The sequence below is a fragment of the Cupriavidus sp. D384 genome, from assembly GCF_001652915.1.
GTDB lineage: Bacteria > Pseudomonadota > Gammaproteobacteria > Burkholderiales > Burkholderiaceae > Cupriavidus.
On the sequence record NZ_BBQI01000024.1, the window covers coordinates 1 to 23827 of the forward strand.

Genomic DNA, 23827 nt, shown 5'->3' on the forward strand with positions numbered 1-23827 from the left:
GCTCATGCGACCGGGTCGTTAAGTCCCGCCCTTCACGCTATCCCGTTCGATTCCTCAATCGAGACCTTAACTGAACGGCATTACGGCTTCGGCCGGGTTTTTTCATGGCGCCACGCGTTGGTCCACACCCCGGTAGAATCCGCCCCACAACCGGACTTCTACCCGGGACATTCCCATGCAACTCGGCATTTTCTACGCCCTGCTGGCGTACATCGTCTGGGGCCTGCTGCCCCTCTACATCAAGTCCCTGCACGGCGTGGCGCCGCTGGAAATCCTGCTGCACCGCATGGTGTGGTCGCTGGTATTCCTGGGCGCAATATTGCTGTGGCGCCGGCACTTCGGCTGGCTGCGCGAAGTGGCGGCAAATCCGCGCCTGATCCTGAACTTCGCGGCCAGTGCCGGGCTGCTGTGCTGCAACTGGTTCCTCTATATCTGGGCGGTGTCGGCCGACCGCGTGGTGGATGCCAGCCTTGGATACTTCATCAACCCGCTGTTCAGCGTGCTGCTGGGCGTACTGCTGCTGCACGAGCGGCTGCGTCCGGTGCAGTGGCTGTCGATCGCCATTGCGGCCGCTGGCGTGCTCTGGCTGACATGGTCGGCGGGACAACTGCCGTGGATCGCGCTGGGGCTGGCGGCATCGTTTGGTGGCTATGGCCTGCTGCGCAAGACCGGTGCGCTAGGCGCGCTGGAAGGCCTGTCGCTGGAAACGTTGATCCTGTTCCCGCTGGCAGCGGCGGCCCTGGGTTTCCTGGTACTGACCGGGCACGACACCACACGCAGCGCAGCGACGGGTACGCAGATCCTGCTGCTGCTGGCCGGTCCTGTCACGGCGGTGCCGCTGCTGTTCTTTGCCGCCGGCGCCCGCCGCATTCCGCTGTCGCTGCTTGGCCTGCTGCAGTATGCGGGGCCGACGATCCAGCTGGGGCTGGGCATCTGGCTCTACCACGAACCGTTTCCGGCGCAGAAGCAGATTGGCTATGCGCTGATCTGGATCTCGCTGGCGATCTACGCGAGCGAGGGTCTGCTGGTCAGCCGGTTCACCAGCAAGAGATCCATCGATACGAAAAATGAGCCTGCATAAAAATATGCAGCAATCATCTGTCATGTGAATAACTGTGGTGGCCGGCCCCTATTCCGGAAACAAGGTCGCCACACTATACTGTACGTTTATACAGTATCGATTCCCTTTCCTCAGCCATGCCCCCGAACGCCTCCCGGCGCATTGCCCATCTCGATATGGACGCGTTCTACGCTTCGGTGGAACTGCTGCGCTATCCGGACCTGCGCGGGCAGGCAGTGGTGATCGGCGGCGGCCGCAATGCGGTGCCGGAGGTGCTGCCAGACGGATCGCGCCGCTATGCGCGCCTGCGCGACTATGTGGGCCGGGGCGTGGTCACCACATCCACCTACGAGGCCCGTGCCCTGGGCGTTTTTTCGGCCATGGGCATGATGAAGGCCGCGAAGCTGGCACCCGACGCGATTCTGTTGCCCACAGACTTCGACGCCTACCGTCGCTACTCCGGACTGTTCAAGGCGGCAGTCAGAGCATTCACCGGACAAATAGAAGATCGCGGAATCGATGAGATATATATCGATCTGACTGATATAGAAGGCGCGCCGCACGACGTGGCCGGCCGTATCAAGGCCGCCGTTCACGACGCCACGGGTTTGACCTGCTCGATCTGCGTGGCACCGAACAAGCTGCTGGCCAAGATCGGCTCCGAACTCGACAAGCCCGACGGGCTGACCATCCTGACGCCTGCCGATATCCCCACGCGCATCTGGCCGCTGGCCGCGCGCAAGGTCAACGGCATCGGGCCCAAGGCGGCCGAGAAGCTGCAGGGCCTCGGCATCGACACGGTGGGAGACCTGGCCGAAGCCGATCTCGCGCTGCTGCAGGCCCATTTCGGCCGCAACTACGCAGGCTGGCTGGTGGAAGTGGCCCATGGCCGCGACGATCGCCAGGTGGTGGTCAGTTCCGAGCCCAAGTCGATGAGCCGCGAAACCACGTTCGAACGTGACCTGCATCCCCGTACCGACCGCCCCGTGCTGTCGGAACAGTTCACCAGGCTGTGCATGCGGGTGGCCGACGACCTGCGGCGCAAGGGATATGTGGGGCGCACGGTGGGCATCAAGCTGCGCTTTGACGATTTCCACACCGTCACGCGCGACCTGACGATGACAGCCCACACTGCCGATGGCGCGATGATCCGGCGCGGTGCCACCGAGTGCCTGAAGCGCATTCCGCTGGAGCGACGCATCCGGCTGCTGGGCGTGCGCGTCAGCGCCCTGCTGCCGGCCGCCGAGCAGGGCGACGATCCGGCTCCGGTGCAGGAAGAATTCCGCTTCGACGACGAGGCGGAGGGCTGAGCGGCACGCTGCCGCCCAAAGCCCCCACGTCATACGGCCCTATCTATCTCCCGGTAGAATCGGCGGCTTCGACGGGCGCAGGGAGAGTGCCCCTCAGCTCTTCGCCCTGCTTCCGCCCCAGATTTGCCACACGCGCGCCCCATGAGCACATCCGCCGCCACCGCCCAACGTACCGCCGCCCCTGCCGCCTGGATCACGCCCTTGCTGGCCGTGGCCTGCGGCATGATCGTCGCCAACCTGTACTACGCGCAGCCGCTGGTCGGGCCGATTGCGCGCGCGCTGCAGCTGTCGCCGGAAATCGCCGGCCTGATCGTGACGCTGATCCAGATCGGCTACTGCGTTGGCCTGCTGCTGCTGGTGCCGCTGGGCGATATCGTCGAGAACCGCAAGCTTGTGCTGACGCTGGTGGGCGGCTGCGCGGTGGCCCTGCTGGCGGCTGCGCTGGCCACGCATGCTGGCGTGTTCCTGGTGGCGGGCTGCGCGATCGGGCTGTGCTCGGTGGCGGTGCAGGTGCTGGTGCCGTTTGCGGCGCACCTGGCACCCGAACATGCGCGCGGCCGGGCGGTCGGCAATGTCACCAGCGGACTGCTGATGGGCATCATGCTGGCGCGTCCGGTATCGAGCCTGGTGTCGGACCTGTTCGGCTGGCACACGATCTTCGCGGCGTCGGCCGTGGCGATGGTGCTGCTTGGCATCGTGCTGGCGCGCAAGCTGCCGCAGCGCCAGCCTGCGCCGGGCGTCAACTACATCCAGATGCTTGGCTCGATGCGCCATCTGCTGCGTACCCAGCCGGTGCTGCGCCGCCGCGCCGCCTACCAGGCCGCCATGTTCGGCGTGTTCAGCCTGTTCTGGACCACCACGCCGCTGTACCTGGCCGGGCCAGCCTTCCACATGTCGCAAACCGGCATCGCCATCTTTGCGCTGGTGGGCGTGGCCGGGGCGATTGCCGCGCCCATGGCGGGCCGCTACGCCGACCGTGGCCACAGCCGGCAGATGACCGCGCTGGCGCTTGCGCTGGGTGCGGGATCGTTCCTGCTGAGCCGGGTCGGTGCGGAAGGCTCGCTACTGTCGTTGCTGTCGCTGACGGTGGCCGCCGTGCTGCTCGACTTCGCGGTGTCGACCAACCTGGTGATCGGCCAGCGCGCAATTTTTTCGCTGTCCGACGAACATCGCAGCCGCCTGAATGGCCTCTACATGGCCATCTTCTTCGTGGGCGGTGCCATCGGCTCGTCGGTGGGCGCCTGGGCCTATGCGCGCGCGGGCTGGCCGCTGGCAAGCTGGATTGGCTTTGCCCTGCCCGCCGCCGCGCTGCTGTACTTCCGTACGGAACGTCGTTGATCGGCCAATTCTGACGGCCTGGCCTGGCCTGCCTGTCGCGGCCGCAAAGATTGAAGTTTCGGCTATGACGCTACCGCGCGGCGCAATGCCGCGCGCGCCAGCAGGCGCGTGGAGTCGAGCGTCGGCAATGACGAATTGCCATCGTCAATGATCAGTGGAATCTCGGTGCAGCCCAGCACCACTGCGTCGCAACCGCTGTCGCGCAGGCCGTCGATCACGCGCTGGAACGTGGCTACCCCTTCCGGCGTGGCGATACCAGGCACCAGCTGGTTCATGATCACGTGGTCGATCACCGCGCGGTCTTCCACCGGGGGCCGCACCGCTGCAAGCCCGCGTTCGGCCAGCGCCGCCGGATAGACCTCGCTGTCCACCAGCCATCGCGTGCCGGTGATGCCCAGCCGATGGAAGCCGCGTTCCAGGGCGGCGTCGGCCACCACGTCGGCGATGGAAAGCCATGGCAGCGGCGACGTCGGCAGCACCAGGCCCATCGCCGCATGGATCGTGTTGTCGGGGCAGATCACGAAATCGGCGCCGGCTGCCGCCAGCTTGTACGCCGAGCGCAGCATCAGGTTCGCCACGCCCTGGAGGTCGCCACGATCGAGGCATGCCACATAGGCGGAAAGCGACGGCGTATGCATCGTAATTTCCGGATGTCCGTGCGCGCCGAGGTGGCCGGCGCCTTCCATGCAGATCGTGCGATAGCACAGTGCCGCCCCTTCGGCGGAACAGGCCGCGATGCCGATGTGCTGTGGCATGAGAACGCTCCTTGATGATTGGCAGGCTTTCATGATGGCACGCGCCACGCGGCTGCACTACACTGAGCCGGCGCGCCACACCGTGGCGTGTCCCGCCGTCGATATTGCAGGCGAAAGTCGCCGTTTCACTACCCGCCTCTGGGCGGGCCTTGCCGGGGAGACGTTCGATGTCATGGCGCAAACTGCTGCCGCGGCCGCGCTGGCTGCCGCGCGCGGCGCTGATGCACCCGCAGCGCGTGGTGATCGTCGGCTTCGGCCTGGCGATGCTGCTGATGCTGATCGTCGGCGCGCGCGACCTGTACCTGTTGCGCGACCGTGTCCTGTCATCGCGCCAGCACGACCTGACATTGCGCGCACTGGGGGGCGAAGCGGTATTTGCCGCCGAACGCTCCAAGCTGGTCTTTGTGCGCGACTACGCGCAGCAATTGATCACCCTCTACGACAGTGGCGTGGCACCGACCGATCCGGCCGTGGAGCGCGCCTTTGCCCAGCGCAATGACCCCGTCTGGCAAATGGAGGTGCCGCTCGGCGATGCACCGGTGGTCGGTGCGGCGCCAGCGCTGCTCGACGAACTTGAAGGTTTCGATCGCCGCGATGCCGATCTGCGCGCCGACCTCTACGCCGCGCGGCAACTGAGCCATGTGCTCGGCCTGAGCCTGCGCCTGCGCGATGGCAAGGATGCCGACGGCACGGTGAGCTATATCTCCAGCAACGGGCTTTACGTCACCTATCCCCCGCTCCCGCCGGACAAGGCGCCGGCACTCTTCAGGCGGTTCAGCGATATCTCGTATTACCGCGACGTGCTGCCCGAGCGCGACAGCTCCCGCGAGATTCGCTGGACGCGTGTGTACACGCAGTTCGAAAGCACGCAACTGCGCACCACGCTGAGCATTCCGGTCTACGTGGCCGACCGCTTTCGCGGCGTGGTAGCCGTCGACGTGGAACTTTGGCGCCTGCGCGATCTTATCGGCGTGCCGGACGACGCCGGCACCACGCGGTATCTGATGGACTATCGCGGCGGCATCATCGCGTCGAGCCAGCACACCGTCCGCATCGATATGCGCTGGCCCGATGATGTGGACCCCGCCTGGCGCAGCCTTCCAGTGCAGGAACTGTTTGGCACAGGGGCCGGTATCCGGCACGTGGATGGACAATATCTGATCTATCAGCCGGTGGGGCAGCGCGGTACGTGGCTGCTGGTGGAGTCTTTCAGCGACGGCGATGTGTGGCGCGCGGTCCTGCAACGTACCAGCGCGCCGCTGTTGTCTATCTGGCTGGCCCTGCCGCTTCTGATGTTTGTAACGCTGCGGGTGGTGACCCTGCTTTTCCGGCATTACGTGGAGGCCGGCGAGATGCTGCAGCGGCTCGCCGAGACCGACCCGCTCACCGGGCTGGCGAATCGCCGGCACTTCGGCGAGGCGTTCGGCAGGGAATCGGCACGGCGACGGCGCGAGTCGGGGTCAGGCGGGGGGAACGGCGACGGAGCCATTGGCGACCCCAATGCCGCCCCGCCGGATGCCTCTTCAGGCGCGCCGTTTTCGATGCTGATGCTCGACATCGATTACTTCAAGCGCGTCAACGACCGATGGGGCCATGCCAGCGGCGACAACGTGCTGGTGGCGGTGGCCGGCGTGCTGCGCCGGAACCTGCGCGAGGCAGACCTGCCCGCCCGCCTTGGCGGCGAGGAATTCGCGGTGCTAATGCCGCAGACCACGCTGGCCGATGCCGTGGCAACGGCCGAACGGCTGCGTGCCGCCGTGCAGGACACGCCGGTGGCACCGGCACCCGATGCGCCGCCGTCTGGCGAGGGCGACGGACGCATTCACTTCACTGTATCGATTGGCGTCGCAGAAGCCGTGAGCGACGATTGCCAGACACTCGATGCCATGTTGGCGATGGCCGACCGCCGTCTATATGCCGCCAAGCAGGCGGGCCGTAACCAGGTATGCGCGGCTGATGCGCCGGCCGGCAATACTGTGGCGCAAACTGTCCAGGGATAAGGCAGTTCATGGACGTCTCCTCCGATGACGCGGTCAGCGCAACAGGAAAGCGATGTCGTCGGCCGTGATGACCGACACTGGAATGCCTTTGCGACGCTGGAACAGGATGTGCTGCTGCACACGGCTGCGCTGCTCGGCGAATGTGGCGGGGTCGATCGGCGTGCCGGCACGCGCGTAGTGTTGCACCAGCAGTTTGTAGGCGCGATGCCGGATCTGCAGCGTCTCGTTGTCGGCGCGCAGGCGCTGCCATTCGGCAGGGCTCAGGTCCAGTGTGTGATTGAGTTCGTCGACAGTACGCGCATGCAGGTCGCGATACATGTCGCGCTCGGCCTCGGCGCGATGCAGTTCGTCGCGCAGCGCCATGATCTTGTGTTGCAGCTTGAGCGTCTGCCCTACGGCCGCCTGCATCCCCTTGGCGGCTTCCAGCGCCTGGTTGGCGGCGGCAACCGTGCTTTTCCACAGGCCGCGATCGGCGCCCGCGTCGAGTTCCGGCGGCCAGGCGTCGGCCGCCTTGATCGTTGTATCCATGATTGACCCCTGAGACTTCTTTTTTGTCACTTCACCCGAAAACCGAAAAAAAACCGGATATCCCGAATCGGCCAGCGCCTCGTTGTGCGCGGGTCCATGTCATCTGTTCTTCATTGTTTCTGGCTGCCGTGCCGCGGCTGCTGCGCGAAGCTGTCAGTGCGGCAGGCAACTGAATCAAATCGTAGTGAGATGTCCGACCTGAGCCAAGTCAAAGATGTGCAGATCTGATCTGGCAGATGCAACGATGCCAAAAAACGACAGGCGAGGCGCTCGGGCGGGCCATAAGACAACGCAGACAAAGCAGACAACACCACGTAAACCCCGAGCTTCAGGCAGACGTTTTGACAGGGTTTTGACAGTTTCCCGCTTCTAGAATTCGGGCCATGGCTACTGCTCTGTCTTCAAGGGACTGCAGTCAATGGCCAGACACTTAAAAGCACAACCAACATTCCAATAAGACAGGAGACACGCGATGCCTCGCACGCTTGCCCGCTTTACCCATGTCTTCGCCGCATCGGCCGCGCTGGCTGCTGCCGTGGTGGCCGCTCCGGCCTATGCCGTCGACAACCTCAAGGTGATGATCGGCGCCAACCCCGGCGGCGGCTACGACCAGACCGGCCGCTCGATCGGCGCGGCCATGGTGGCAGCTGGTACGGCCAAGTCGGCTTCGTATGACAACAAGGGCGGCGCGGGCGGCACCATCGGCCTGACGCAGTTTGTGAACAGCGACAAGGGCAACCCGAACGCGCTGGTCGTGACGGGCGCCGTGATGGTTGGTGCCATCGAGACCAATCACCCGCCGGTAACGCTCAAGAACGCCACGCCGATCGCGCGCCTGTTCGCCGATACCATGGTGATCACGGTGCCGGCCAGCTCGCCGATCAAGTCCATGAAGGACCTGACCACGCAGCTCAAGGCCAATCCGGGCAGCGTCAGCTGGGGCGGCGGCTCGAAAGGTTCGATCGACCACATCCTGGCCGGCCTGATCGCCAAGGATATCGGCGTCGATCCGAAGAAGATCAACTACGTGCCGTTCCAGGGCGGTGGCGAGGCCTCGGCGTCGATCCTGGGTGGTCACGTGACCGTGGGCATTGCCGGCGTGTCGGAATTCCTGCCGTTCATCAAGACGGGCAAGATGCGCGCGCTGGCCGTGACGTCGAAGGACCGCACCGCCGATATCCCGACCCTGAAGGAACAGGGCGTGAACGTCGAGATCTACAACTGGCGCGGTGTGTACGGCGCGCCCGGCATCAGTGCCGAGCAGCGCAAGGCCCTGATCGACGCCGTGGTGAAGGGCACCGAGAACCAGGTCTGGAAGGACGCGCTGCAGAAGAATGACTGGACGCCGTTCCTGCTGACCGGCGACGAGTTCGGCAAGTTCGTGGAAGCCGAATCCACGCGCCTGGGCGCCACGCTGCGTGAACTGGGCGTAGCCAAGTAAGACGCCGCCAGGGACCGGGCGCAGGCCACGCCGTATATCGGCCATGCAGCGCCGGTCCCGCCTTTCGGCAGCCGGTGGTAGTCGCCGCCGATGCAGTGGAAGAATTAGTAGAAGTACGAGAGCGTAGTACGAGACAGCAGTACGGAAAGTCGTAACCCGAGTCGCGGAAGTTTGCTTCACCCTGTCGTTCCCGCCCGGCTGCCGATCCATGATCGGCGCGCACGGAGGACGGCGCGGGGCCCCGGTGCCGCCATCACCTGCGCAACACCGAAAACGAGACCAATAACGTCACCGGGCCCCGTGACCGCGCGGGTGGCAGGACCATCCGAGAGCCCCACCATGAAACCATCCCACGTATCGATCGGCGTCGCCATCCTGGCGTTGTCCGTGTTCTTCTTCGCCGGCATACCGGGCATTTCCGGCGACGAGGGCTATGCCGGCCTGTCGCCGCGCTTCGTGCCCACGCTGGTGGCCATCGGCCTGGCTGTCTGCGGCGTGCTGCTGCTGTGGCAGGGCGTGCGCGGCGGCTTCAGGAACATGCCCGAGGAGGATGCCGAGCTGCCGTCGGCACCGCACAACTTCAAGGGCTTCCTGTGGGTGGCCGCCGGCCTGGTTGCCAATATGGCGCTGATCGGCACGCTGGGCTTCGTGTTCTCGTCCACGCTGATGATGGTGTGCGTGGCGCGCGGCTACGGCAGCCGCCGCATCGTGCGCGATGCGCTGATCGGCCTGGCGCTGACGCTGCCGATGTGGGCGCTGTTCGATTTCCTGCTCGGCATCAACCTGCCGCTGCTGCCCGTCGCGGGCTTCTGATCCACGCCCTACGGGAGAGACACTGACATGGATACCCTGAACCAGCTGATGCACGGCTTTGCCGTTGCCATCACGCCGCTGAACCTGATGTGGGCCCTCGTGGGCTGCTTCCTGGGCACCGCCATCGGCGTGCTGCCCGGTATCGGCCCGGCCCTGACCGTGGCGATGCTGTTGCCGCTGACGGCCAAGGTGGAACCCACCGCCGCGCTGATCATGTTCGCCGGCATCTACTATGGCGCCATGTACGGCGGGTCGACCACGTCGATCCTGATGAATACGCCGGGCGAATCGTCGACGATGGTTACCGCGATGGAAGGCAACCTGATGGCCAAGAATGGCCGTGCGGGCCCCGCGCTGGCAACCGCCGCGATTGGCTCGTTCGTGGCCGGCACGATCGCCACGGTGCTGCTGTCGATGTTCGCCCCGGTGGCGGCCGACGTCGCGCTGCAGTTCGGGCCGGGCGAGTACTTCATGATCATGCTGCTGGCCTTCACCACGGTGTCGGCCGTGCTGGGTTCGTCGCTGCTGCGCGGCATGACCAGCCTGTTCCTGGGCCTGGGCATCGGCCTGATCGGCATGGACTCGCTGTCGGGCCAGACGCGCTATTCGATGAACATCCAGGAGCTGTACGACGGCGTGGATATCGTCGTGGTGGCCGTGGGCCTGTTCGCGGTGGGCGAGGCGCTGTTCAACGCGTTCTTCCCCCAGCCGGAGGGCTCGTTCAACAAGCTCAGCTCGGTGCACATGAACAAGTCGGACTGGAAGCGGTCGGTGCCGGCGTGGATTCGCGGCACGGTCATCGGCTTTCCGTTCGGGCTGATCCCGGCCGGCGGCGCCGAGATCCCGACGTTCCTGTCATATGCCACCGAGAAGAAGTTCTCGAACCACAAGGAAGAATTCGGCAAGGTGGGTGCCATCGAAGGCGTGGCCGGCCCCGAAGCCGCCAACAACGCGGCCGTGACCGCCACGCTGGCCCCGCTGCTGACGCTGGGCATCCCCACGTCGAACACCACGGCCATCCTGCTGGCGGCGTTCCAGAACTACAACCTGCAGCCGGGCCCGATGCTGTTCCAGACCTCGGGCGACCTGGTGTGGGGCCTGCTTGCGTCGCTGTACATCGGCAACGTGATGCTGCTGGTGCTGAACCTGCCGGCCATCGGCCTGTGGGTGCGCATGCTGCGCGTGCCCACCCCGCTGCTGTACGGCGGCATCCTGATCTTCGCGGGCCTGGGTGCGTACGGCATCCGCCAGTCGTGGTTCGACCTGCTCCTGCTGTTCGTGATCGGCTTGCTGGGCATGGCGATGCGCCGTTTTGACTTCCCGACCGCGCCGGTGATCGTTGGCCTGATCCTGGGGCCGATGGCCGAGAAGCAGCTGCGCAACGCGCTGTCGATTGGACAGGGCGACTGGAGCCTGTTCATCAAGCAACCGATCTCGGCCACGATCCTGGCCATGACGGTGGCCGTGGTGGTGGTGCCGCGCGTGCTGCGCTGGCACGCCAACCGATCGACGGCACGCGCCGAGGCGGACAACGCGGCATAAGGCCATGGCTGGCTTCTCCCCTCGCCCACTTCCTGGGAGAGGGGAGCCACATCTCCCGGCCCCCTGTATCATTGGCGCAAACAACATGCCGCGCGCCGAGGAGACCGGGACGTGCCTGCCACTTTCACCATCGCGGATATCGATGCCACGCTCGAACGCGTGCTGGCGCCCTGGGTGCGCCAGCTTGGCCTGCGGGCCGAGGCCGTGGATGCCTCGGGCGTGACGCTGCGCCTGCCCTTCCAGCCAGCGTTTCGCCATGCAGGCGGTGTGGTCTGCGGACAGGTGCTGATGTCCGCTGCCGATACCGCGATGATCGTCGCCATCTCCGCCGCCCTGGGCGAATTCCGCCCGATGACCACAGTCACACTGACCACCAACTTCATGCGCCCCGTGATCGACGGCGATGTGCTGGTGCGCGCCAATGTGCTGCGCCTGGGAAAGACCGTGGTCTTCGGCGAGATCGAACTGGCCGGCCAGGACGGCAGGCTCGCGGTGCAGGCCACCACTACCTACGCACTGCTTTGAAATCCGCGACCACGATGCCGGCGTCCCATCCCCAACCGTTCGACCAGATCGTCTTTGCCGGCGGCGGCAACCGCTGCTGGTGGCAGGCCGGATGGTGGGACACCGTGGCGCCAGAACTGCACCTGCGCCCGCGCATCATTGCCGGCATCTCGGCAGGCGCCGCCACGGCGTGCATGGTCTACGCGCACGATTCGCACCAGACCATGGCCTACTACCGCGACGTGCTGGCGAACAATTCACGCAACGCGTACTGGGGCAACCTGCTGCGGCGTGAACGCGTGTTTCCGCACTACGGCATCTATCGCAACGCCCTGCTCTCGCTGTTTGGCGATAACCGCCTGCACCGGCTGCAGCAGGCGCCCGAGATCCGTATCGGCGTGGCCCATATCCCGCGCTGGACCGGCCCGCGCCTGGCCGTGGCGGCGGGCTTGCTGGCGTACAACATCGACAAGCACCTGCTGAAGACGCTGCATCCGCGGTTGGGCCGCAAGCTGGGCTTCCATCCCGAATTCGTGCTGGCGCAGGACTGCGGATCGCCCGAGGATCTGGCCGATCTGCTATTGCAATCGGCGTCGACGCCGCCCTTTACGCCGGTGTTGCGCCGCAATGGTCACGCGGTGCTCGACGGCGGCCTGGTCGACAACGTGCCGGTCGACGCGCTCGATACCACGCCGGGCAATGTTCTGGTGCTGGTGACGCGGCTATATCCGCGGCCGCGCCGCTTCATCATTGATACGGGCGGCCAGCGCCGCCTGTATCTGCAACCGTCACAACGCGTGCCGATTTCGAGCTGGGACTACACCAAGCCCGAGGCCATGACGCATGCGTACGACCTGGGCCGGCGCGACGCGGAGCAATTCCTGCGCGACTGGCCCGCGATCCAGCAGGACCTGTTGCCGGCGTCATAGCAAAAGCGCCACGCGGCGCCGGTCGATTGTTTGGCATGCGGCGATATTGCCGCGCAGGCAAGGAGGATTGAATGACAAAGCGTCAGGCATCAACCGAGACCGCGACCCAGGCAAGGACCGTGAAGACACGGCGGCGCGCCAGCGAGGCCAGCGCCGAACCCGTTGTCGAGCGCGTGCCGCGCAAGCGTGATGTGCGGCCCAAGGCGCGCGAAGTCGACTTCGTGGTGATTGGCGCGGGCTCGGGTGGCGTGGCTGCCGCGCGCCGTGCCGCGTCACACGGCGCCCGCGTGATCCTGGTGGAGCGCGATGCCATTGGCGGCACCTGTGTCAATCGCGGTTGCGTGCCCAAGAAAATGCTGTCGTATGGCGCAGGATGGGCGTCGATCCTTTCCACGTGCCTGTCGCACACGGGCGGCAAGGAAGACTGGCGCGATGCCATCGTGCGCGTGAATGCCGAGGTGGCGCGGCTCAATGCGTCGTACAAGCAGCGGCTCAACGAGGCCGGCGTGGAAATCTGGCACGGCGAGGCGCAATTCAACGAGCGCGGCGATGTCGTCGTGGGCAATGAAGTCATTCGCGCCGGCAAGACGCTGATCGCCACGGGCGCCAGCCCCATCGACCTGCCGGTACCGGGCGGCGAACTGGTCAGTTCTTCGGACGACGTGTTCACGTGGCAGACCTTGCCCGCTTCGATTGTGGTGATCGGCGGCGGCTATATCGCCGTGGAGATGGCGTCGATCCTGTCACGTTATGGCGTAAAGGTGGATCTGCTGGTGCGCGAAGACCGGCTGCTGCCGAAATTCGACCACGATATCGCCGGCGCGCTTGCTCAAGCGCTGATTGCCAAGGGTATACGCATACATTTCCGCACAGAGGTCACAATGGTGTCGCAGTCGAATGGAGCGTTCGACGTTTGCTACACGCAGGAAGACAATCGTGGCCGCACGCAGACCGTGCGCACGCAGGCGGTGCTGGCGGCAATCGGCCGCAAGCCGAATGTCGATGGACTGGGTCTTGATGAACTTGGCGTAAAGCGCGACGACAAGGGCGGCATCAAGGTGGACAGGCAGTTCCGCAGCAACGTGCGATCGATTCACGCCATCGGCGATTGCATGGCCGACAACGTACACCTGACGCCGGTAGCCATTGCACAAGGCCGCTGGCTGGCCGATCGGCTATTCGGCAGGCGCGGGGACATGGCGGACTTCGATTTCCTGCCCACGGCTGTGTTCTGCGAGCCCGCAATTGGCGCGGTGGGACTGACCGAGGCCCAGGCCGTCGAGGAAGCCGGCGGCAAGGCCGACCGCATCCGCACCGAGATCAAACGCTTTGTCTCGCTGGAAAGCCGCTTCGGCGGCGTGCCGCAGCAGTCGGTGTTCAAACTCGTGTTCAACGCACGCAGCGGCCGCGTGCTTGGCGTGCATCTGATGGATGGGGCGGCACCGGAAATCGTCCAGACGATGGCTCTGGCGCTGCGCCTCGGTGCGAAGGCATCGCACCTGAAGACCACCATGCCGTTGCATCCAACCGTGGCCGAGGAGTTGTTCGGCTGACTAGAGGACGCAGGTGGGTGGCCACCTTCTCGCGTGACGCCTTGCGCAGCGTCGCGCGGTCCTCCTGTTGCGCATACGCGGATTGCGAAATGCCCAGCCGTTCCGCCATGGCGGCCTGCGTCAGGCCAAGATGCTCGCGCCAGGCGCGTACCGGCGGATGCGGGATGCCTGGAAGGCAGTGGTCGCTGGCAGCATGCGTGCTGCAGCTTTTGAGGGGAGATGACGGCGGAAGGCGAGCATGCCGAAAACCGGCGCCAGAAAGCAAAAACGGACGCAGAAGCGTCCGTTTTCTTGAATCTGGTGGCCTGGGACGGAATCGAACCGCCGACACAAGGATTTTCAATCCTCTGCTCTACCGACTGAGCTACCGGGCCAAAGAAGCGAAACTATAACTGGGGGATTGGCCCTCGTCAAGCGTTTTCTGTGCCACTGCTTACTGTTCGGTCGGTTCCGGCTTGTTGCGGCCCAGTTCCACGCCCAGCTGCTTGAGCTTGCGATACAGGTGGGTACGCTCCAGGCCGGTCTTTTCCGCCACGCGGGTCATGCTGCCGTGCTCGCGCACCAGGTGGTACTCGAAATACGCGCGTTCGAACAGGTCGCGCGCCTCGCGCAGCGGCATGTCGAACGAGAACTGCATTTCGCCCTCGGGTACGCCGCGCGACGGATTGCCATTGGTGGCAGCCTCGGCCGGTGCCTCGGCCGGAGCAACAGTCGCGGTGGCCGCTTCGGGTGTGCCTGCGGCGGTCAGCGGCGCGGCCGTGGCGGGCGCGGAGCGTGGGCGCTCGATGCCGCGGGCCAGGCCGGCTTCCACGGCAGACAGCAGCTTCTGCAGCGCGATAGGCTTTTCAAGGAAATTCAGCGCGCCGATCTTCGTGGCTTCCACGGCGGTATCGATCGTGGCGTGCCCCGACATCATGATGACCGGCATCGTCAGATAGCCCTGCGCGGACCATTCCTTGAGCAGCGTTACGCCATCGGTATCCGGCATCCAGATATCGAGCAGCACCAGGTCAGGCGTGGCGTTCGCACGGAAATCACGCGCCTTCTGGGCGTTTTCCGCAAGTTCGACCACATGTCCTTCGTCACTGAGAATTTCCGAGAGCAGTTCCCGGATTCCCATTTCGTCATCGACTACGAGGATGGTTGCCATACTTCCCCTCTTAACCCCACCGCAGCGCTAACCGGAGGCGCCGGCGCGCAAGATTTAAGCCAGTTTAACGAACAGGATCGAGATCTGTGCTCCCGTGATCTCGGTACCGTTCATGCGATTGCGCAATTCAATGCGCGCGCCATGTTCGTCAATGATCTTCTTCACCATCGCAAGCCCGAGACCCGTACCCTTGGCTTTCGTGGTCACATACGGTTCGAACGCACGACTCAGGATGCGTGGCGCGAATCCAGGACCATTGTCCGTAATGGACAACTTGACGGCTTGCCGGTCTTCGCCGGCGGAATCTTTGTATTCTACAGTCTCGGTGTGCAGAGTGATATGGGGCGCCGCCCTACCGGCCGCCACGTTGTCTGCCGCCGCATCCTGCGCATTCTGCAGGAGGTTGTGGATCACCTGACGCAACTGTGTCGGATCGCCCTTTATTTCAGGCAGATCCGCGCCCAGCGCCGCATGAATCACCGGGTGTTCATGCACGGCCGGATCGTCGATGCCGTACAGATGCAGGACTTCGGCCGCCAGGGCGTTCAGCGCCAGTGACTGCATCACCGCCGGCGGCGTACGCGCATAGTCGCGGAAGTCGTCCACCATGCGTTTCATTGCCGCTACCTGGTTAACGATCGTAGTGGCCCCGCGCTTTAGCACTTCGGCGTCGGCATGTTCCAGCTTGGGCGACAACTTCATCTGCAGGCGCTCGGCCGAAAGCTGGATCGGCGTCAGCGGATTCTTGATTTCATGCGCCAGCCGGCGCGCGACCTCGCCCCACGCCACCGAGCGCTGGGCCGAGATCACGTCGGAAATATCGTCGAATACCACCACGTAGCCGGGCTCGTCACGGCTGCCGCCCGGCAGGTGCGCGCCACGCACCAGCAAGGTGAGCGGCTGTTCTTCGTCGCCCTGGGGCAGCTCGATCTGCTTCTGCCAGTGCTGCGAGCCGCCCAGCACCTCGCGCGTGGTCTGCTCGGAGAATGCCTGGCGCACGATGTCGGCAAAGTCGCCCATGCCCGGAATCTGCTCCACGGGCTGGCCCAGCACCCCCGCGAAGGGCTGACGGAAGATCCGTTCGGCGCCGGGATTGGCCGTGATCAGCGTGAAGCGGCGGTCGAACACCAGTACGCCGGCGGTCAGATTCTGCAGCACGCTTTCCAGATAGGCCTTCGATTGCTCCAGCGCCACGCGGTTGTCTTCCACCGCGATGCGCGCTTCGGACAGCTGGCGCGTCATCTGGTTGAACTGCTGCGTCAGCTGGCCCAGTTCGTCGCGGCTCTTCAGTTCGCGCTTGGGCGAGAGGTCGCCTTCGGCCACTTCCTTCGTGCCCTGCAGCAGCATCAGCAGCGGCCTGGCAAGCTGGCCGCCCAGCAACAGCGCGAGCATCACGGCGATGAACACGGCCAGGAACAGCGTCAGCGTCAGCGTGCCGATGTACATCTTGCGCAGGCCCGTGCGTCCGAGCGCCTTTTCCTGGTACTCCTGGTAGGCGCGCTGCACTTCGTCGGCATTGCGGGCCAGCACTGCCGGCACGGGGTGCAGCACCTGCAGGTAGCGTTCCTCGCGCACGGTGTCGCCGACCAGCCCGAAACCGGTGGCCGGGGCATCCTCGGGGCGACGCTCGATGGATAGCCCGGAACCGGCCCACCGGCTGCCCGGCGGCGCCAGCCGCGTGCGGGCCCGTGCTGCTGCGGCGGCGGCCGCCGCGCTGGCGCTGACGGGTGCCTGTGCCGTTTCGTCGGCCGTGGTCTGGGTGGGCGCAGGGCCCAGCGGAATGATGACGCGGATCCGGTACAGATGGCTGCTGTCGAGGTTGACTGGCGCCTTGTCGCTGCCGCTGGGATCGGAGCCGCCTTCCACGGCCGCATATCCACCCGCCATGCGGGCCTGCTCGGCGAGCACGCCCGAAGGAATATCGGGTACCAGCGTGGCGTAGCTGCTCGACGCCGTGGCCAGCACGCGCCCGCTGCCGGTGAAGATCGCCGCTTCCTGAATGCCGTACTGCTCGCGCAGCCGGTTCAGCTGCAACGACGTAGCCATGCTCGACGCGCCCGTGAGCTGGTCGGCCATGAGCCGCGCCTTGCCCTGCAGATCGGCCAGCTGGCTGTCGATGGTGGAGCGGCCCAGGTTCAGCCCCGCCTCCAGCGCATTTTCCACGCGCACGTCGAACCACGATTCGATGCTGCGGGAGACGAACTGCAGCGACACCAGGTAGATCAGCACCCCCGGCAGCACACCCACCACACCGAAGAACACGGCCAGCTTGCTCATCAGCCGCGTACCGAACTTGCCCCGCCGGTATCGCACCCACAGCGTGAACGCGAGCGCGCCTACGGTCAAAACCAGCAACACCCCGACTACGAGGTTGATCTTGAAGAGCAGCGTGAAATAGCGATCGAAGAATTCGGTATTGGCCGATGCCCCGGCCAGCAGGCCCACCAGCACCAGCGCCAGGAAGACGATGATGCCAACCACCACGCGGTAGAGCACGCGGCGGAAACGGCTATCCCACGGATTGCCGTTCATGGCTGGCTGGCCGGCTGGACCAGTTGGTTGGGCGACAGCACGTTCGACACGGTTTGCGCGAACGGCGCGCGCAACTCTGCGGAGGGTGCCGATGCGGCGGGTGGCGCGGACCCCGGCATGGCCGGCGGCGCGGGCGGTGCCACCGGTGGTGGCGGGGGCGGAGGCGGCGGCGGTGCGTCAAGGTTGGTCGGCACCGTGTAGTTGAACCGCTTCCACTCCGAAGACAGGTTCCATTCGCGCGTGTTCACCGCGTTGATCTGGAACGGCTTGGGCAATTGCGACAGATCCAGCCGCATGCGCGTCTCGGCGTGATACGTCTCGCCGGCCTTCACATCCCGGCGTTCGAACACGCGCCAGCCCCGCACCTGCTGGATGAACTGCAGCGCGCTCTTCAGGCGATTGAACGGCAGCTGCAGGCCGCCGGTCGACACGCGATATTGGCGCGTCAGCGGCTGGTACGACAGGCGCACCGATCGCATGGCGTTGACAGGCTTCTCGTCGAACCAGTACCAGCGCGAGCGCGACAGCTGGAAGTCGACAACGAAATAGAGCGAGATGCCCTTGTGCAGGGCGTCTTCGAGCGCGGGCGGCAGATCGAAGTCGAACGATGCGCCCAGCTCGAAGCCGCCGTCCTGGTAGTCGATGCGCGCTTCGGTGGTTTCAATCAGCTGTGCGCCAGCATGGGGCACGTACACCAGCAGCGCCAGCAGCAGCAACGCGGTTGCGTACCACGTGCGCAGGATGCCGGCCAGCGGTGCTGCCGGCCATTCGCGCACCGCGCGGCCGGGGGCACGTAGGACAAGCAGGCGCTGCAGGTTCGGCATTGGTGGAAATATCAGGCGCGTTTCTGGAAGCGGGCGTAGTAGAAGCCATCGTGATCCGATGGCAGGCTTGCCTTGCCGGCGGTCCCGCTGCCGGTTGTCTCAGGCGCCTTGATGCCGGGCAGCAGTTGCCCCGGCGCCTGCAATCGTATCGCATCTGGAAGCTGCGCACCAAACCAGAGCGCCTGCTCCTCGCCTTCCGTTGGGAAAATAGAACAGGTCACATAGACCAGGATGCCGCCAGGTTTCAGCAGCGGCCACAGCTGCGAAACGATGCGGCGCTGCTCGGTCATCAGCCTGGCCACGTCGGACTCTCGACGCAGCCAGCGGATATCGGGATGGCGCCGCACGATGCCCGACGCGGAACATGGCACATCGGCCAGGATGCGGTCGAACTGCTGGCCGTCCCACCAGTCCTTGGGGCGGCTTGCGTCGCCCACGATCACTTCTGCGCGTTGTCCCAGGCGGGCCAGGTTGTCATGGATGCGCGCGGCGCGCTGCGCGTCGCTTTCCACGGCTGTCACGTGGATGTCGGCAAGCTCCAGCAGGTGGCCGGTCTTGCCGCCGGGAGCCGCACAGGCGTCCAGCACGCGCATGCCGTCGGAAACTTCGCATAGCGGCGCGGCCAGTTGCGCGCCGGCGTCCTGCACCGAAACGTCGCCTTCGGCAAAACCGGGAATCTGCGATACCGGAAAGGCCCGAGCCAGGCGCACGGCCTGGTCGCCCACCGCCGTACCGGCCAGCCCGGCGTTGGCCAGATCCCGAAGATACTCCTGCACCGAAATGCGCTTCGGATTGACGCGCAATGTCATTGGCGGCCGTTCGTTGACACTCTCGGCCAGCGCCATCCACTGGTCCGGGTAGGCCAGGCGCAGTTGCGCGAGCCACCACGACGGCAGGTTCCAGCGCGCCTCCTCGTCCTGCATGATCTTCGGCATCAGCGCCTTGTGCTCGCGCAGGAACCGGCGCAGGACGGCATTCACCAGGCCGCGCGCGTGCGCGGTCTTGGGCTCGGAGGCCGCCGCGCTGACGGCCTGGTCCACCACGGTGAATGCGGAATAGCCGCCGCGCCCCACCTTGCTGCCATCGCCTTCCTCGCCCTCGATCAGCAGGGCCAGCGCCACGGCCAGCAGGGAATCGACCAGCGCGCCAGGCGGCCGCGTCACCAGTTGCGTGACCAGGGCGCGCGTGGTGCCGAACAGGCGGACCGAGCGATAGGCCAGGTCCTGGATGGCGCCGCGCGTGGCGGCGTCGCGCACGCGGTCCAGCCGCAGGTGGGTGGCAACGTCTTCGATGGCCTGCGGCAGGGCCGTGCCTTCATGCACGCCGCGAACAGCCGCGGCGGCACCGAGCATCTGGAAGGCAAGGGATTCGTGAGGCAGGCGCATACGGAAAAATCAGACAGACAACGTGGAAAAGAGTGACGCAATGGGCGTCGGGACATGGCGGATACAAGAATGCCCGCCGGTCCCATGGGGACACAGCGGGCAGTTTACCTGTTGTCGCGGGCTGGCCGGTCAAACTGGCCAAATCGCGTGGCGGGCGCCGGCATCAGGCCGGATAGCTGCCCGTCTGCGCCATGTGCATCAGCCGCGAGATGCGCTCCTCGGTGGCCGGGTGCGTCGAGAACAGGTTGGCGATGCCGCCACCCGACAGCGGGTTCATGATCATCATCTGCGCGGTGGCCGGATGTTCCTCGGCCGCCTGGAACGGAATGCCCTGCGCAAAGCGATGGATCTTGTCCAGCGCGCTGGCCAGTGCCTGCGGGTCGCCGCTGATCTCGGCGCCGCCCCGGTCCGCTTCGAACTCGCGTGCACGCGAGATCGCCATCTGGATCAGCGATGCCGCCAGCGGGGCCAGGATGGCCACGGCAATCGCGGCGATCGGGTTGGTACGGTTGCCGTTCTCGTCGCGGCCGCCAAAGAACATTGCCATGTTGGCCAGGGCCGAAATCGCACCAGCCATGGTGGCGGCGATGGTCGACGTCAGGATGTCGCGGTGCTTCACGTGCGCCAGTTCGTGCGCCATCACGCCGCGCAACTCGCGGTCTGACAGCACACGCAGGATGCCGGTGGTGGCGGCCACGGCCGCGTGCTCGGGATTGCGGCCCGTGGCAAAGGCGTTCGGGGCGTCCTCGTTGATCAGGTACACGCGCGGCATCGGCAGGCCGGCACGCTGGGACAGCTCCTGCACCATGTTGTAGAACTGCGGCGCGGTGCTGGCATCCACTTCCTGCGCGTTGTACATGCGCAGGACCATCTTGTCCGAGAACCAGTAGGAGAAGAAGTTCATGCCCAGCGCGATCAGCAGCGCGAACATCATGCCGCTTCGGCCACCGATCATGCCGCCGATGACGATGAACAGCGCCGTGATGGCGGCCATCAGCATGAAGGTCTTGACCCAGTTGAACATGGTTTGGTCTCCAGAGAGATCGATCAGGGCGCGTACCCGCCCTTGCGGGACGCGATGTTCGTTAGATAGGGCCAGGACCGCAGGAATTCAATGCGGTTAACGGGGTTTTACGATGTCGAATGACGCAAACGCCACGTCGGCGCTCCCCCACCACTTACGCTGCCGTATCGCCGACCACGCACCGCGTGCCGGGCGGCAGCGGCATGCCCTGCAGGAACTGCTGCGCCGGCTGGCGGCGGCCGCCAGGCTTCTGCAGTTCGGTCACCTGCAGCGCGCTGCCGTTGCCACAGGCGATGATCACGCCGGCGGCGTCCGATGCCAGCACGGTGCCCGGCGGATGGGGAAGGCTCGTGGCGGCCGCCAGCGGCAGGGCCTGCCAGCACTTGATGACGGTGTCGCCCACCTGGATCGTGGCCCCCGGGAACGGGTTGAAGGCACGCACCTGGCTTGCCAGCGCGGCGGCCGGACGGGTCAGGTCGAGCGGCGCTTCGTCCTTGGCGATCTTCTCGGCATAGGTGATGCCGGCTTCGGGCTGGGGCGTGGCCGGTAGCGGCTTGCCGGCGGCCAGCTGGCGCAGGGCATCGACGATCATGCGGCCGCCCAGTGCGGCCAGCGTGTCGTGCAGGCTGCCGGTGCTATCCAGCGGCCCGATCGCCACCGATTCGCGCGACAGCATCGCGCCCGTATCGAGCCCTTCGTCCATCTGCATCAGCGTGATGCCCGTTTCGGCGTCGCCGGCCTCGATGGCGCGATGGATCGGCGCCGCGCCGCGCCAGCGCGGCAGCAGCGAGGCGTGGATGTTCAGGCACCCATGGCGCGGCAGATCGAGAACCTCGGCCGGCAGGATCAGGCCGTAGGCGGCCACCACCATGACATCGGGGGCGATTTGCGCCAGTGTGTCCACGGCGGCGCCGGCTTCCTCGGGATACTTGCCATGGCGGCGCAACGAGCGCGGCTGCAGCACGGGGCCCAGCCCGGCTTCCAGGGCGAACTGCTTGACCGGGCTGGCCTGCAGCTGCATGCCGCGGCCTGCGGGCCGGTCAGGCTGGGTCAGGACGGCCACCACCGGAAAACCGGCGGCGTGGATGGCCTCAAGGGCAACGCGCGCGAATTCGGGAGTGCCGGCAAACGCGACGCGCAGTGGCTGGGCTTGAGTCATGACAGAAATCCGCGGGTAGAAACGACACCGGCCGCATAGCGGCCGGTACGTGATGTGTCTTGGAAGTTGTAACGATAGCAGACGCCACCCGCGTGGCACGCCGCTGTTACATCCTCACATGCGCGAGCGGACGCGCTTCTGGAGCTTGCTCTTGATGCGGTTGAGCTTGAGCGGGGACAGGTATTCGACGAATACCTTGCCGTTCAGATGGTCGATCTCGTGCTGTATACATACGGCCAGCAGGTCGTCGGCATCGAGTTCGAACGTCTCGCCCTTTTCGTTGAGGGCGCGCACCTTGACGCGGTCGGGGCGCTCCACGCGGTCATAGACTTCCGGCACCGACAGGCAGCCCTCTTCCCAGACCTTGCGGTTGTCGCTGGACCAGACGATTTCCGGGTTGATGAACACCATCAGTTCGTCGCGCGTTTCCGAAATGTCGATCGTGATCACGCGCTCGTGCACGTCCACCTGCGTGGCGGCCAGGCCGATGCCGGGCGCGTCGTACATGGTTTCGGCCATGTCGACGACGAGCTGGCGGATGCGGTCGTCCACCACCGCCACGGGCTTGGCCACGGTATGCAGGCGAGGATCGGGGTAGGTGAGGATGTCGAGTTTGGCCATGATGCTCGGGCGCAACGCCGTGTGCTGTCCACTGCCCGACCGCCGTTGCGGCGTGCGGGGTTTCCATGCAGAATCGGGGCGCTAGTACAAAAATTCAAGGCGCGCCGCAGCAGGCACGCTCTACCTAGGGTCAATCCGGTCGTTCTCCCGACCGGCTCAGGAAAATGCGCGATCTTACCAAAGAACAGGCGGCGTCGGGCCGCAGGCTGCACGCGTTCACCCTCGCCATGCTATGTGTCGCCGGCATCACAGCCGGGGCCGGCATGGCCGTTCAGGCGGCCGATCTGAACGTCTCGGCGGCACAGCTCGCCCAGGCCGACGCGACCGCCCAGCAGGGTATCCCCGTTTCCGAACTGGCGCCGAATGCGCCAGCCCAGTACACCGTGCGCTCGGGCGACACGCTGTGGGGCATTTCGGGCCAGTACCTGCGCCAGCCGTGGCGCTGGCCGGCGCTGTGGGGCATGAACCGCCAGCAGGTTCGCAATCCGCACCTGATCTACCCTGGCCAGATCCTTTACCTGGTGCAGCGCGATGGCCGCGCGTACCTGTCGACCACGGCGCCGGGGGGCGCCAATGGCGATGCCCGCCTGTCGCCGCGCGTGCGCGGCGAGGGTTCGGACGGCGAAGCCATCCTGAGCATCCCGGCGTCCGATATCGAGCCGTTCCTGACGCGTCCGCTGGTTGTGGAAAAGAATGCGATCGACACGTCGGCCCGTATCGTGGCGTTGTCCGATGCCCGCGTCTACATGGGGCGTGGCGATACCGGCTTCGTGCGCGGCCTTGCCTCGACCGATGCAGCGGTCGGCAGCGACTGGCAGGCGTTCAAGCCGGCCTTGCCGGTGCATGACCCGGTCAGCAACGATGTGATCGGCTTCGAAGCCCAGTACCAGGGCAGCGTACGCGTGATGCGCGGCCCGGAAGGCCCGGACGCGGTCACCACGGTCCAGGCCACCCAGTCGCCGCAGGAAATGGGCACGGGCTCGCTGCTGCTGCCCCAACCGGCCCGCGAGCTGGTGCGCTATGTGCCGCATGCCCCTGACAACAACGTCCAGGCCCGTATCGCGGCCGTGTATGGCGGGGTGCAATTCGGCGGCGCCAAACAGGTGGTGGTGCTGAACCTGGGTTCGAATGCCGGCCTGGAGCCGGGGCACGTGCTCGCGCTGTCGCGCCTGGGCGGCATGGTCCAGGATCCGACCGACGGCAACCGCAGCATCACGCTGCCGGACGACCGCTATGGCCTGGCCTACGTCTATCGCGTCTTCCCGGGTATCGCCTACGCGCTGGTCACCGATGCCAGCAACGTGATGAAGGTGGGCGACCTCGCCACCACCCCGCAATAACTGGCCGGCGCGTGCGCAA

At 65.8% G+C, this 23827-nt stretch carries 20 protein-coding genes, 1 tRNA gene and 1 pseudogene; 11 read left to right on the forward strand and 11 right to left on the reverse strand.

The window, feature by feature from the left end:
- The first annotated feature begins 175 nt into the window (after positions 1–175).
- The 3 genes from rarD (at position 176) to A9J21_RS09330 (ending at position 3708) form a co-directional block, all read left to right on the forward strand.
- Complete coding sequence (rarD, locus tag A9J21_RS09320) at positions 176–1081, forward strand: EamA family transporter RarD (protein WP_066734428.1); 906 nt, start codon at positions 176–178, stop codon at positions 1079–1081.
- A gap of 116 nt (positions 1082–1197) precedes the next feature.
- Positions 1198–2370: a DNA polymerase IV gene (gene dinB, locus A9J21_RS09325; RefSeq protein ID WP_066734431.1), complete on the forward strand. Its 1173-nt coding sequence runs from the start codon at positions 1198–1200 to the stop codon at positions 2368–2370.
- 141 nt (positions 2371–2511) lie between these two features.
- On the forward strand, positions 2512–3708 hold the full coding sequence (locus A9J21_RS09330) for an MFS transporter (RefSeq protein ID WP_066734434.1): 1197 nt from the start codon (positions 2512–2514) through the stop codon (positions 3706–3708).
- Between the two features lie 62 nt (positions 3709–3770).
- On the opposite strand, the gene A9J21_RS09335 is transcribed toward A9J21_RS09330, so the two are convergent.
- The gene (locus A9J21_RS09335; RefSeq protein WP_066734437.1) at positions 3771–4463 is read right to left on the reverse strand and encodes an aspartate/glutamate racemase family protein; all 693 of its coding nucleotides are present in this window, start codon (positions 4461–4463) and stop codon (positions 3771–3773) included.
- Between the two features lie 167 nt (positions 4464–4630).
- Here A9J21_RS09335 and A9J21_RS09340 point away from each other — a divergent pair, with 167 nt between their 5' ends.
- Positions 4631–6463, forward strand: coding sequence for a diguanylate cyclase (locus tag A9J21_RS09340; protein WP_066734439.1), 1833 nt, complete (start codon positions 4631–4633; stop codon positions 6461–6463).
- A 33-nt stretch (positions 6464–6496) separates the two neighbouring features.
- Here the strand turns inward: A9J21_RS09340 and A9J21_RS09345 are convergent, their stop codons facing one another.
- The gene (locus A9J21_RS09345; protein ID WP_066734440.1) at positions 6497–6991 is read right to left on the reverse strand and encodes a hypothetical protein; all 495 of its coding nucleotides are present in this window, start codon (positions 6989–6991) and stop codon (positions 6497–6499) included.
- 472 nt (positions 6992–7463) lie between these two features.
- Here A9J21_RS09345 and A9J21_RS09350 point away from each other — a divergent pair, with 472 nt between their 5' ends.
- The 6 genes from A9J21_RS09350 (at position 7464) to A9J21_RS09375 (ending at position 13773) form a co-directional block, all read left to right on the forward strand.
- Entirely contained in the window at positions 7464–8432 is a 969-nt protein-coding gene (locus A9J21_RS09350; protein WP_066734443.1) for a tripartite tricarboxylate transporter substrate binding protein, read from the forward strand.
- A 339-nt stretch (positions 8433–8771) separates the two neighbouring features.
- A complete protein-coding gene (locus A9J21_RS09355; protein WP_066734446.1) occupies positions 8772–9245 on the forward strand; it encodes a tripartite tricarboxylate transporter TctB family protein in 474 nt (157 codons plus the stop codon).
- Between the two features lie 27 nt (positions 9246–9272).
- Positions 9273–10787, forward strand: a complete 1515-nt coding sequence (locus A9J21_RS09360; protein WP_066734448.1) for a tripartite tricarboxylate transporter permease — start codon at positions 9273–9275, stop codon at positions 10785–10787.
- 111 nt (positions 10788–10898) lie between these two features.
- A complete protein-coding gene (locus tag A9J21_RS09365; protein ID WP_066734450.1) occupies positions 10899–11312 on the forward strand; it encodes a PaaI family thioesterase in 414 nt (137 codons plus the stop codon).
- 14 nt (positions 11313–11326) lie between these two features.
- Complete coding sequence (locus A9J21_RS09370) at positions 11327–12220, forward strand: patatin-like phospholipase family protein (protein ID WP_066734453.1); 894 nt, start codon at positions 11327–11329, stop codon at positions 12218–12220.
- Positions 12221–12291: 71 nt separating this feature from the next.
- The gene (locus tag A9J21_RS09375) at positions 12292–13773 is read left to right on the forward strand and encodes an NAD(P)/FAD-dependent oxidoreductase (protein WP_066734455.1); all 1482 of its coding nucleotides are present in this window, start codon (positions 12292–12294) and stop codon (positions 13771–13773) included.
- Positions 13774–13783: 10 nt separating this feature from the next.
- Here A9J21_RS09375 and A9J21_RS32265 read toward each other — a convergent pair.
- The 9 genes and pseudogenes from A9J21_RS32265 to def form a co-directional block, all read right to left on the reverse strand.
- Positions 13784–13939 (reverse strand): annotated as a pseudogene (locus A9J21_RS32265) (helix-turn-helix domain-containing protein); the annotation flags it as partial.
- Positions 13940–14071: 132 nt separating this feature from the next.
- A tRNA-Phe gene (locus A9J21_RS09380) sits at positions 14072–14147 on the reverse strand.
- 59 nt (positions 14148–14206) lie between these two features.
- Positions 14207–14923 carry a response regulator gene (locus A9J21_RS09385; protein WP_066734457.1) on the reverse strand — a complete coding sequence of 239 codons (717 nt, stop codon included), beginning with the start codon at positions 14921–14923 and terminating at the stop codon, positions 14207–14209.
- A gap of 54 nt (positions 14924–14977) precedes the next feature.
- Positions 14978–17455 carry a PAS domain-containing sensor histidine kinase gene (locus tag A9J21_RS09390; protein ID WP_066734459.1) on the reverse strand — a complete coding sequence of 826 codons (2478 nt, stop codon included), beginning with the start codon at positions 17453–17455 and terminating at the stop codon, positions 14978–14980.
- Positions 17452–18279: a DUF4390 domain-containing protein gene (locus A9J21_RS09395; RefSeq protein ID WP_066734461.1), complete on the reverse strand. Its 828-nt coding sequence runs from the start codon at positions 18277–18279 to the stop codon at positions 17452–17454. The genes A9J21_RS09390 and A9J21_RS09395 overlap by 4 nt, the downstream gene beginning before the upstream one ends.
- An 11-nt stretch (positions 18280–18290) precedes the next feature.
- Positions 18291–19664 carry a 16S rRNA (cytosine(967)-C(5))-methyltransferase RsmB gene (gene rsmB / locus A9J21_RS09400; protein WP_066734464.1) on the reverse strand — a complete coding sequence of 458 codons (1374 nt, stop codon included), beginning with the start codon at positions 19662–19664 and terminating at the stop codon, positions 18291–18293.
- Between the two features lie 163 nt (positions 19665–19827).
- The gene (gene htpX, locus A9J21_RS09405) at positions 19828–20688 is read right to left on the reverse strand and encodes a zinc metalloprotease HtpX (RefSeq protein WP_066734467.1); all 861 of its coding nucleotides are present in this window, start codon (positions 20686–20688) and stop codon (positions 19828–19830) included.
- Positions 20689–20842: 154 nt separating this feature from the next.
- Positions 20843–21847, reverse strand: a complete 1005-nt coding sequence (gene fmt, locus A9J21_RS09410) for a methionyl-tRNA formyltransferase (RefSeq protein ID WP_066734470.1) — start codon at positions 21845–21847, stop codon at positions 20843–20845.
- Positions 21848–21961: 114 nt separating this feature from the next.
- Entirely contained in the window at positions 21962–22468 is a 507-nt protein-coding gene (gene def / locus A9J21_RS09415; RefSeq protein ID WP_066734478.1) for a peptide deformylase, read from the reverse strand.
- Between the two features lie 164 nt (positions 22469–22632).
- On the opposite strand from def, the gene A9J21_RS09420 reads away from it, so the two are divergent.
- Complete coding sequence (locus A9J21_RS09420; protein WP_066734481.1) at positions 22633–23808, forward strand: LysM peptidoglycan-binding domain-containing protein; 1176 nt, start codon at positions 22633–22635, stop codon at positions 23806–23808.
- Positions 23809–23827: the final 19 nt, after the last annotated feature.

Coding starts and splice junctions, on each gene's coding strand:
- rarD (WP_066734428.1), top strand. CDS start 176: ATGCAACTCGGCATTTTCTACGCCCTGCTGGCGTACATCGTCTGGGGC.
- dinB (WP_066734431.1), top strand. CDS start 1,198: ATGCCCCCGAACGCCTCCCGGCGCATTGCCCATCTCGATATGGACGCG.
- A9J21_RS09330 (WP_066734434.1), top strand. CDS start 2,512: ATGAGCACATCCGCCGCCACCGCCCAACGTACCGCCGCCCCTGCCGCC.
- A9J21_RS09335 (WP_066734437.1), bottom strand. CDS start 4,463: ATGCCACAGCACATCGGCATCGCGGCCTGTTCCGCCGAAGGGGCGGCA.
- A9J21_RS09340 (WP_066734439.1), top strand. CDS start 4,631: ATGTCATGGCGCAAACTGCTGCCGCGGCCGCGCTGGCTGCCGCGCGCG.
- A9J21_RS09345 (WP_066734440.1), bottom strand. CDS start 6,991: ATGGATACAACGATCAAGGCGGCCGACGCCTGGCCGCCGGAACTCGAC.
- A9J21_RS09350 (WP_066734443.1), top strand. CDS start 7,464: ATGCCTCGCACGCTTGCCCGCTTTACCCATGTCTTCGCCGCATCGGCC.
- A9J21_RS09355 (WP_066734446.1), top strand. CDS start 8,772: ATGAAACCATCCCACGTATCGATCGGCGTCGCCATCCTGGCGTTGTCC.
- A9J21_RS09360 (WP_066734448.1), top strand. CDS start 9,273: ATGGATACCCTGAACCAGCTGATGCACGGCTTTGCCGTTGCCATCACG.
- A9J21_RS09370 (WP_066734453.1), top strand. CDS start 11,327: ATGCCGGCGTCCCATCCCCAACCGTTCGACCAGATCGTCTTTGCCGGC.
- A9J21_RS09375 (WP_066734455.1), top strand. CDS start 12,292: ATGACAAAGCGTCAGGCATCAACCGAGACCGCGACCCAGGCAAGGACC.
- A9J21_RS09385 (WP_066734457.1), bottom strand. CDS start 14,923: ATGGCAACCATCCTCGTAGTCGATGACGAAATGGGAATCCGGGAACTG.
- A9J21_RS09390 (WP_066734459.1), bottom strand. CDS start 17,455: ATGAACGGCAATCCGTGGGATAGCCGTTTCCGCCGCGTGCTCTACCGC.
- A9J21_RS09395 (WP_066734461.1), bottom strand. CDS start 18,279: ATGCCGAACCTGCAGCGCCTGCTTGTCCTACGTGCCCCCGGCCGCGCG.
- rsmB (WP_066734464.1), bottom strand. CDS start 19,664: ATGCGCCTGCCTCACGAATCCCTTGCCTTCCAGATGCTCGGTGCCGCC.
- htpX (WP_066734467.1), bottom strand. CDS start 20,688: ATGTTCAACTGGGTCAAGACCTTCATGCTGATGGCCGCCATCACGGCG.
- fmt (WP_066734470.1), bottom strand. CDS start 21,847: ATGACTCAAGCCCAGCCACTGCGCGTCGCGTTTGCCGGCACTCCCGAA.
- def (WP_066734478.1), bottom strand. CDS start 22,468: ATGGCCAAACTCGACATCCTCACCTACCCCGATCCTCGCCTGCATACC.
- A9J21_RS09420 (WP_066734481.1), top strand. CDS start 22,633: ATGCGCGATCTTACCAAAGAACAGGCGGCGTCGGGCCGCAGGCTGCAC.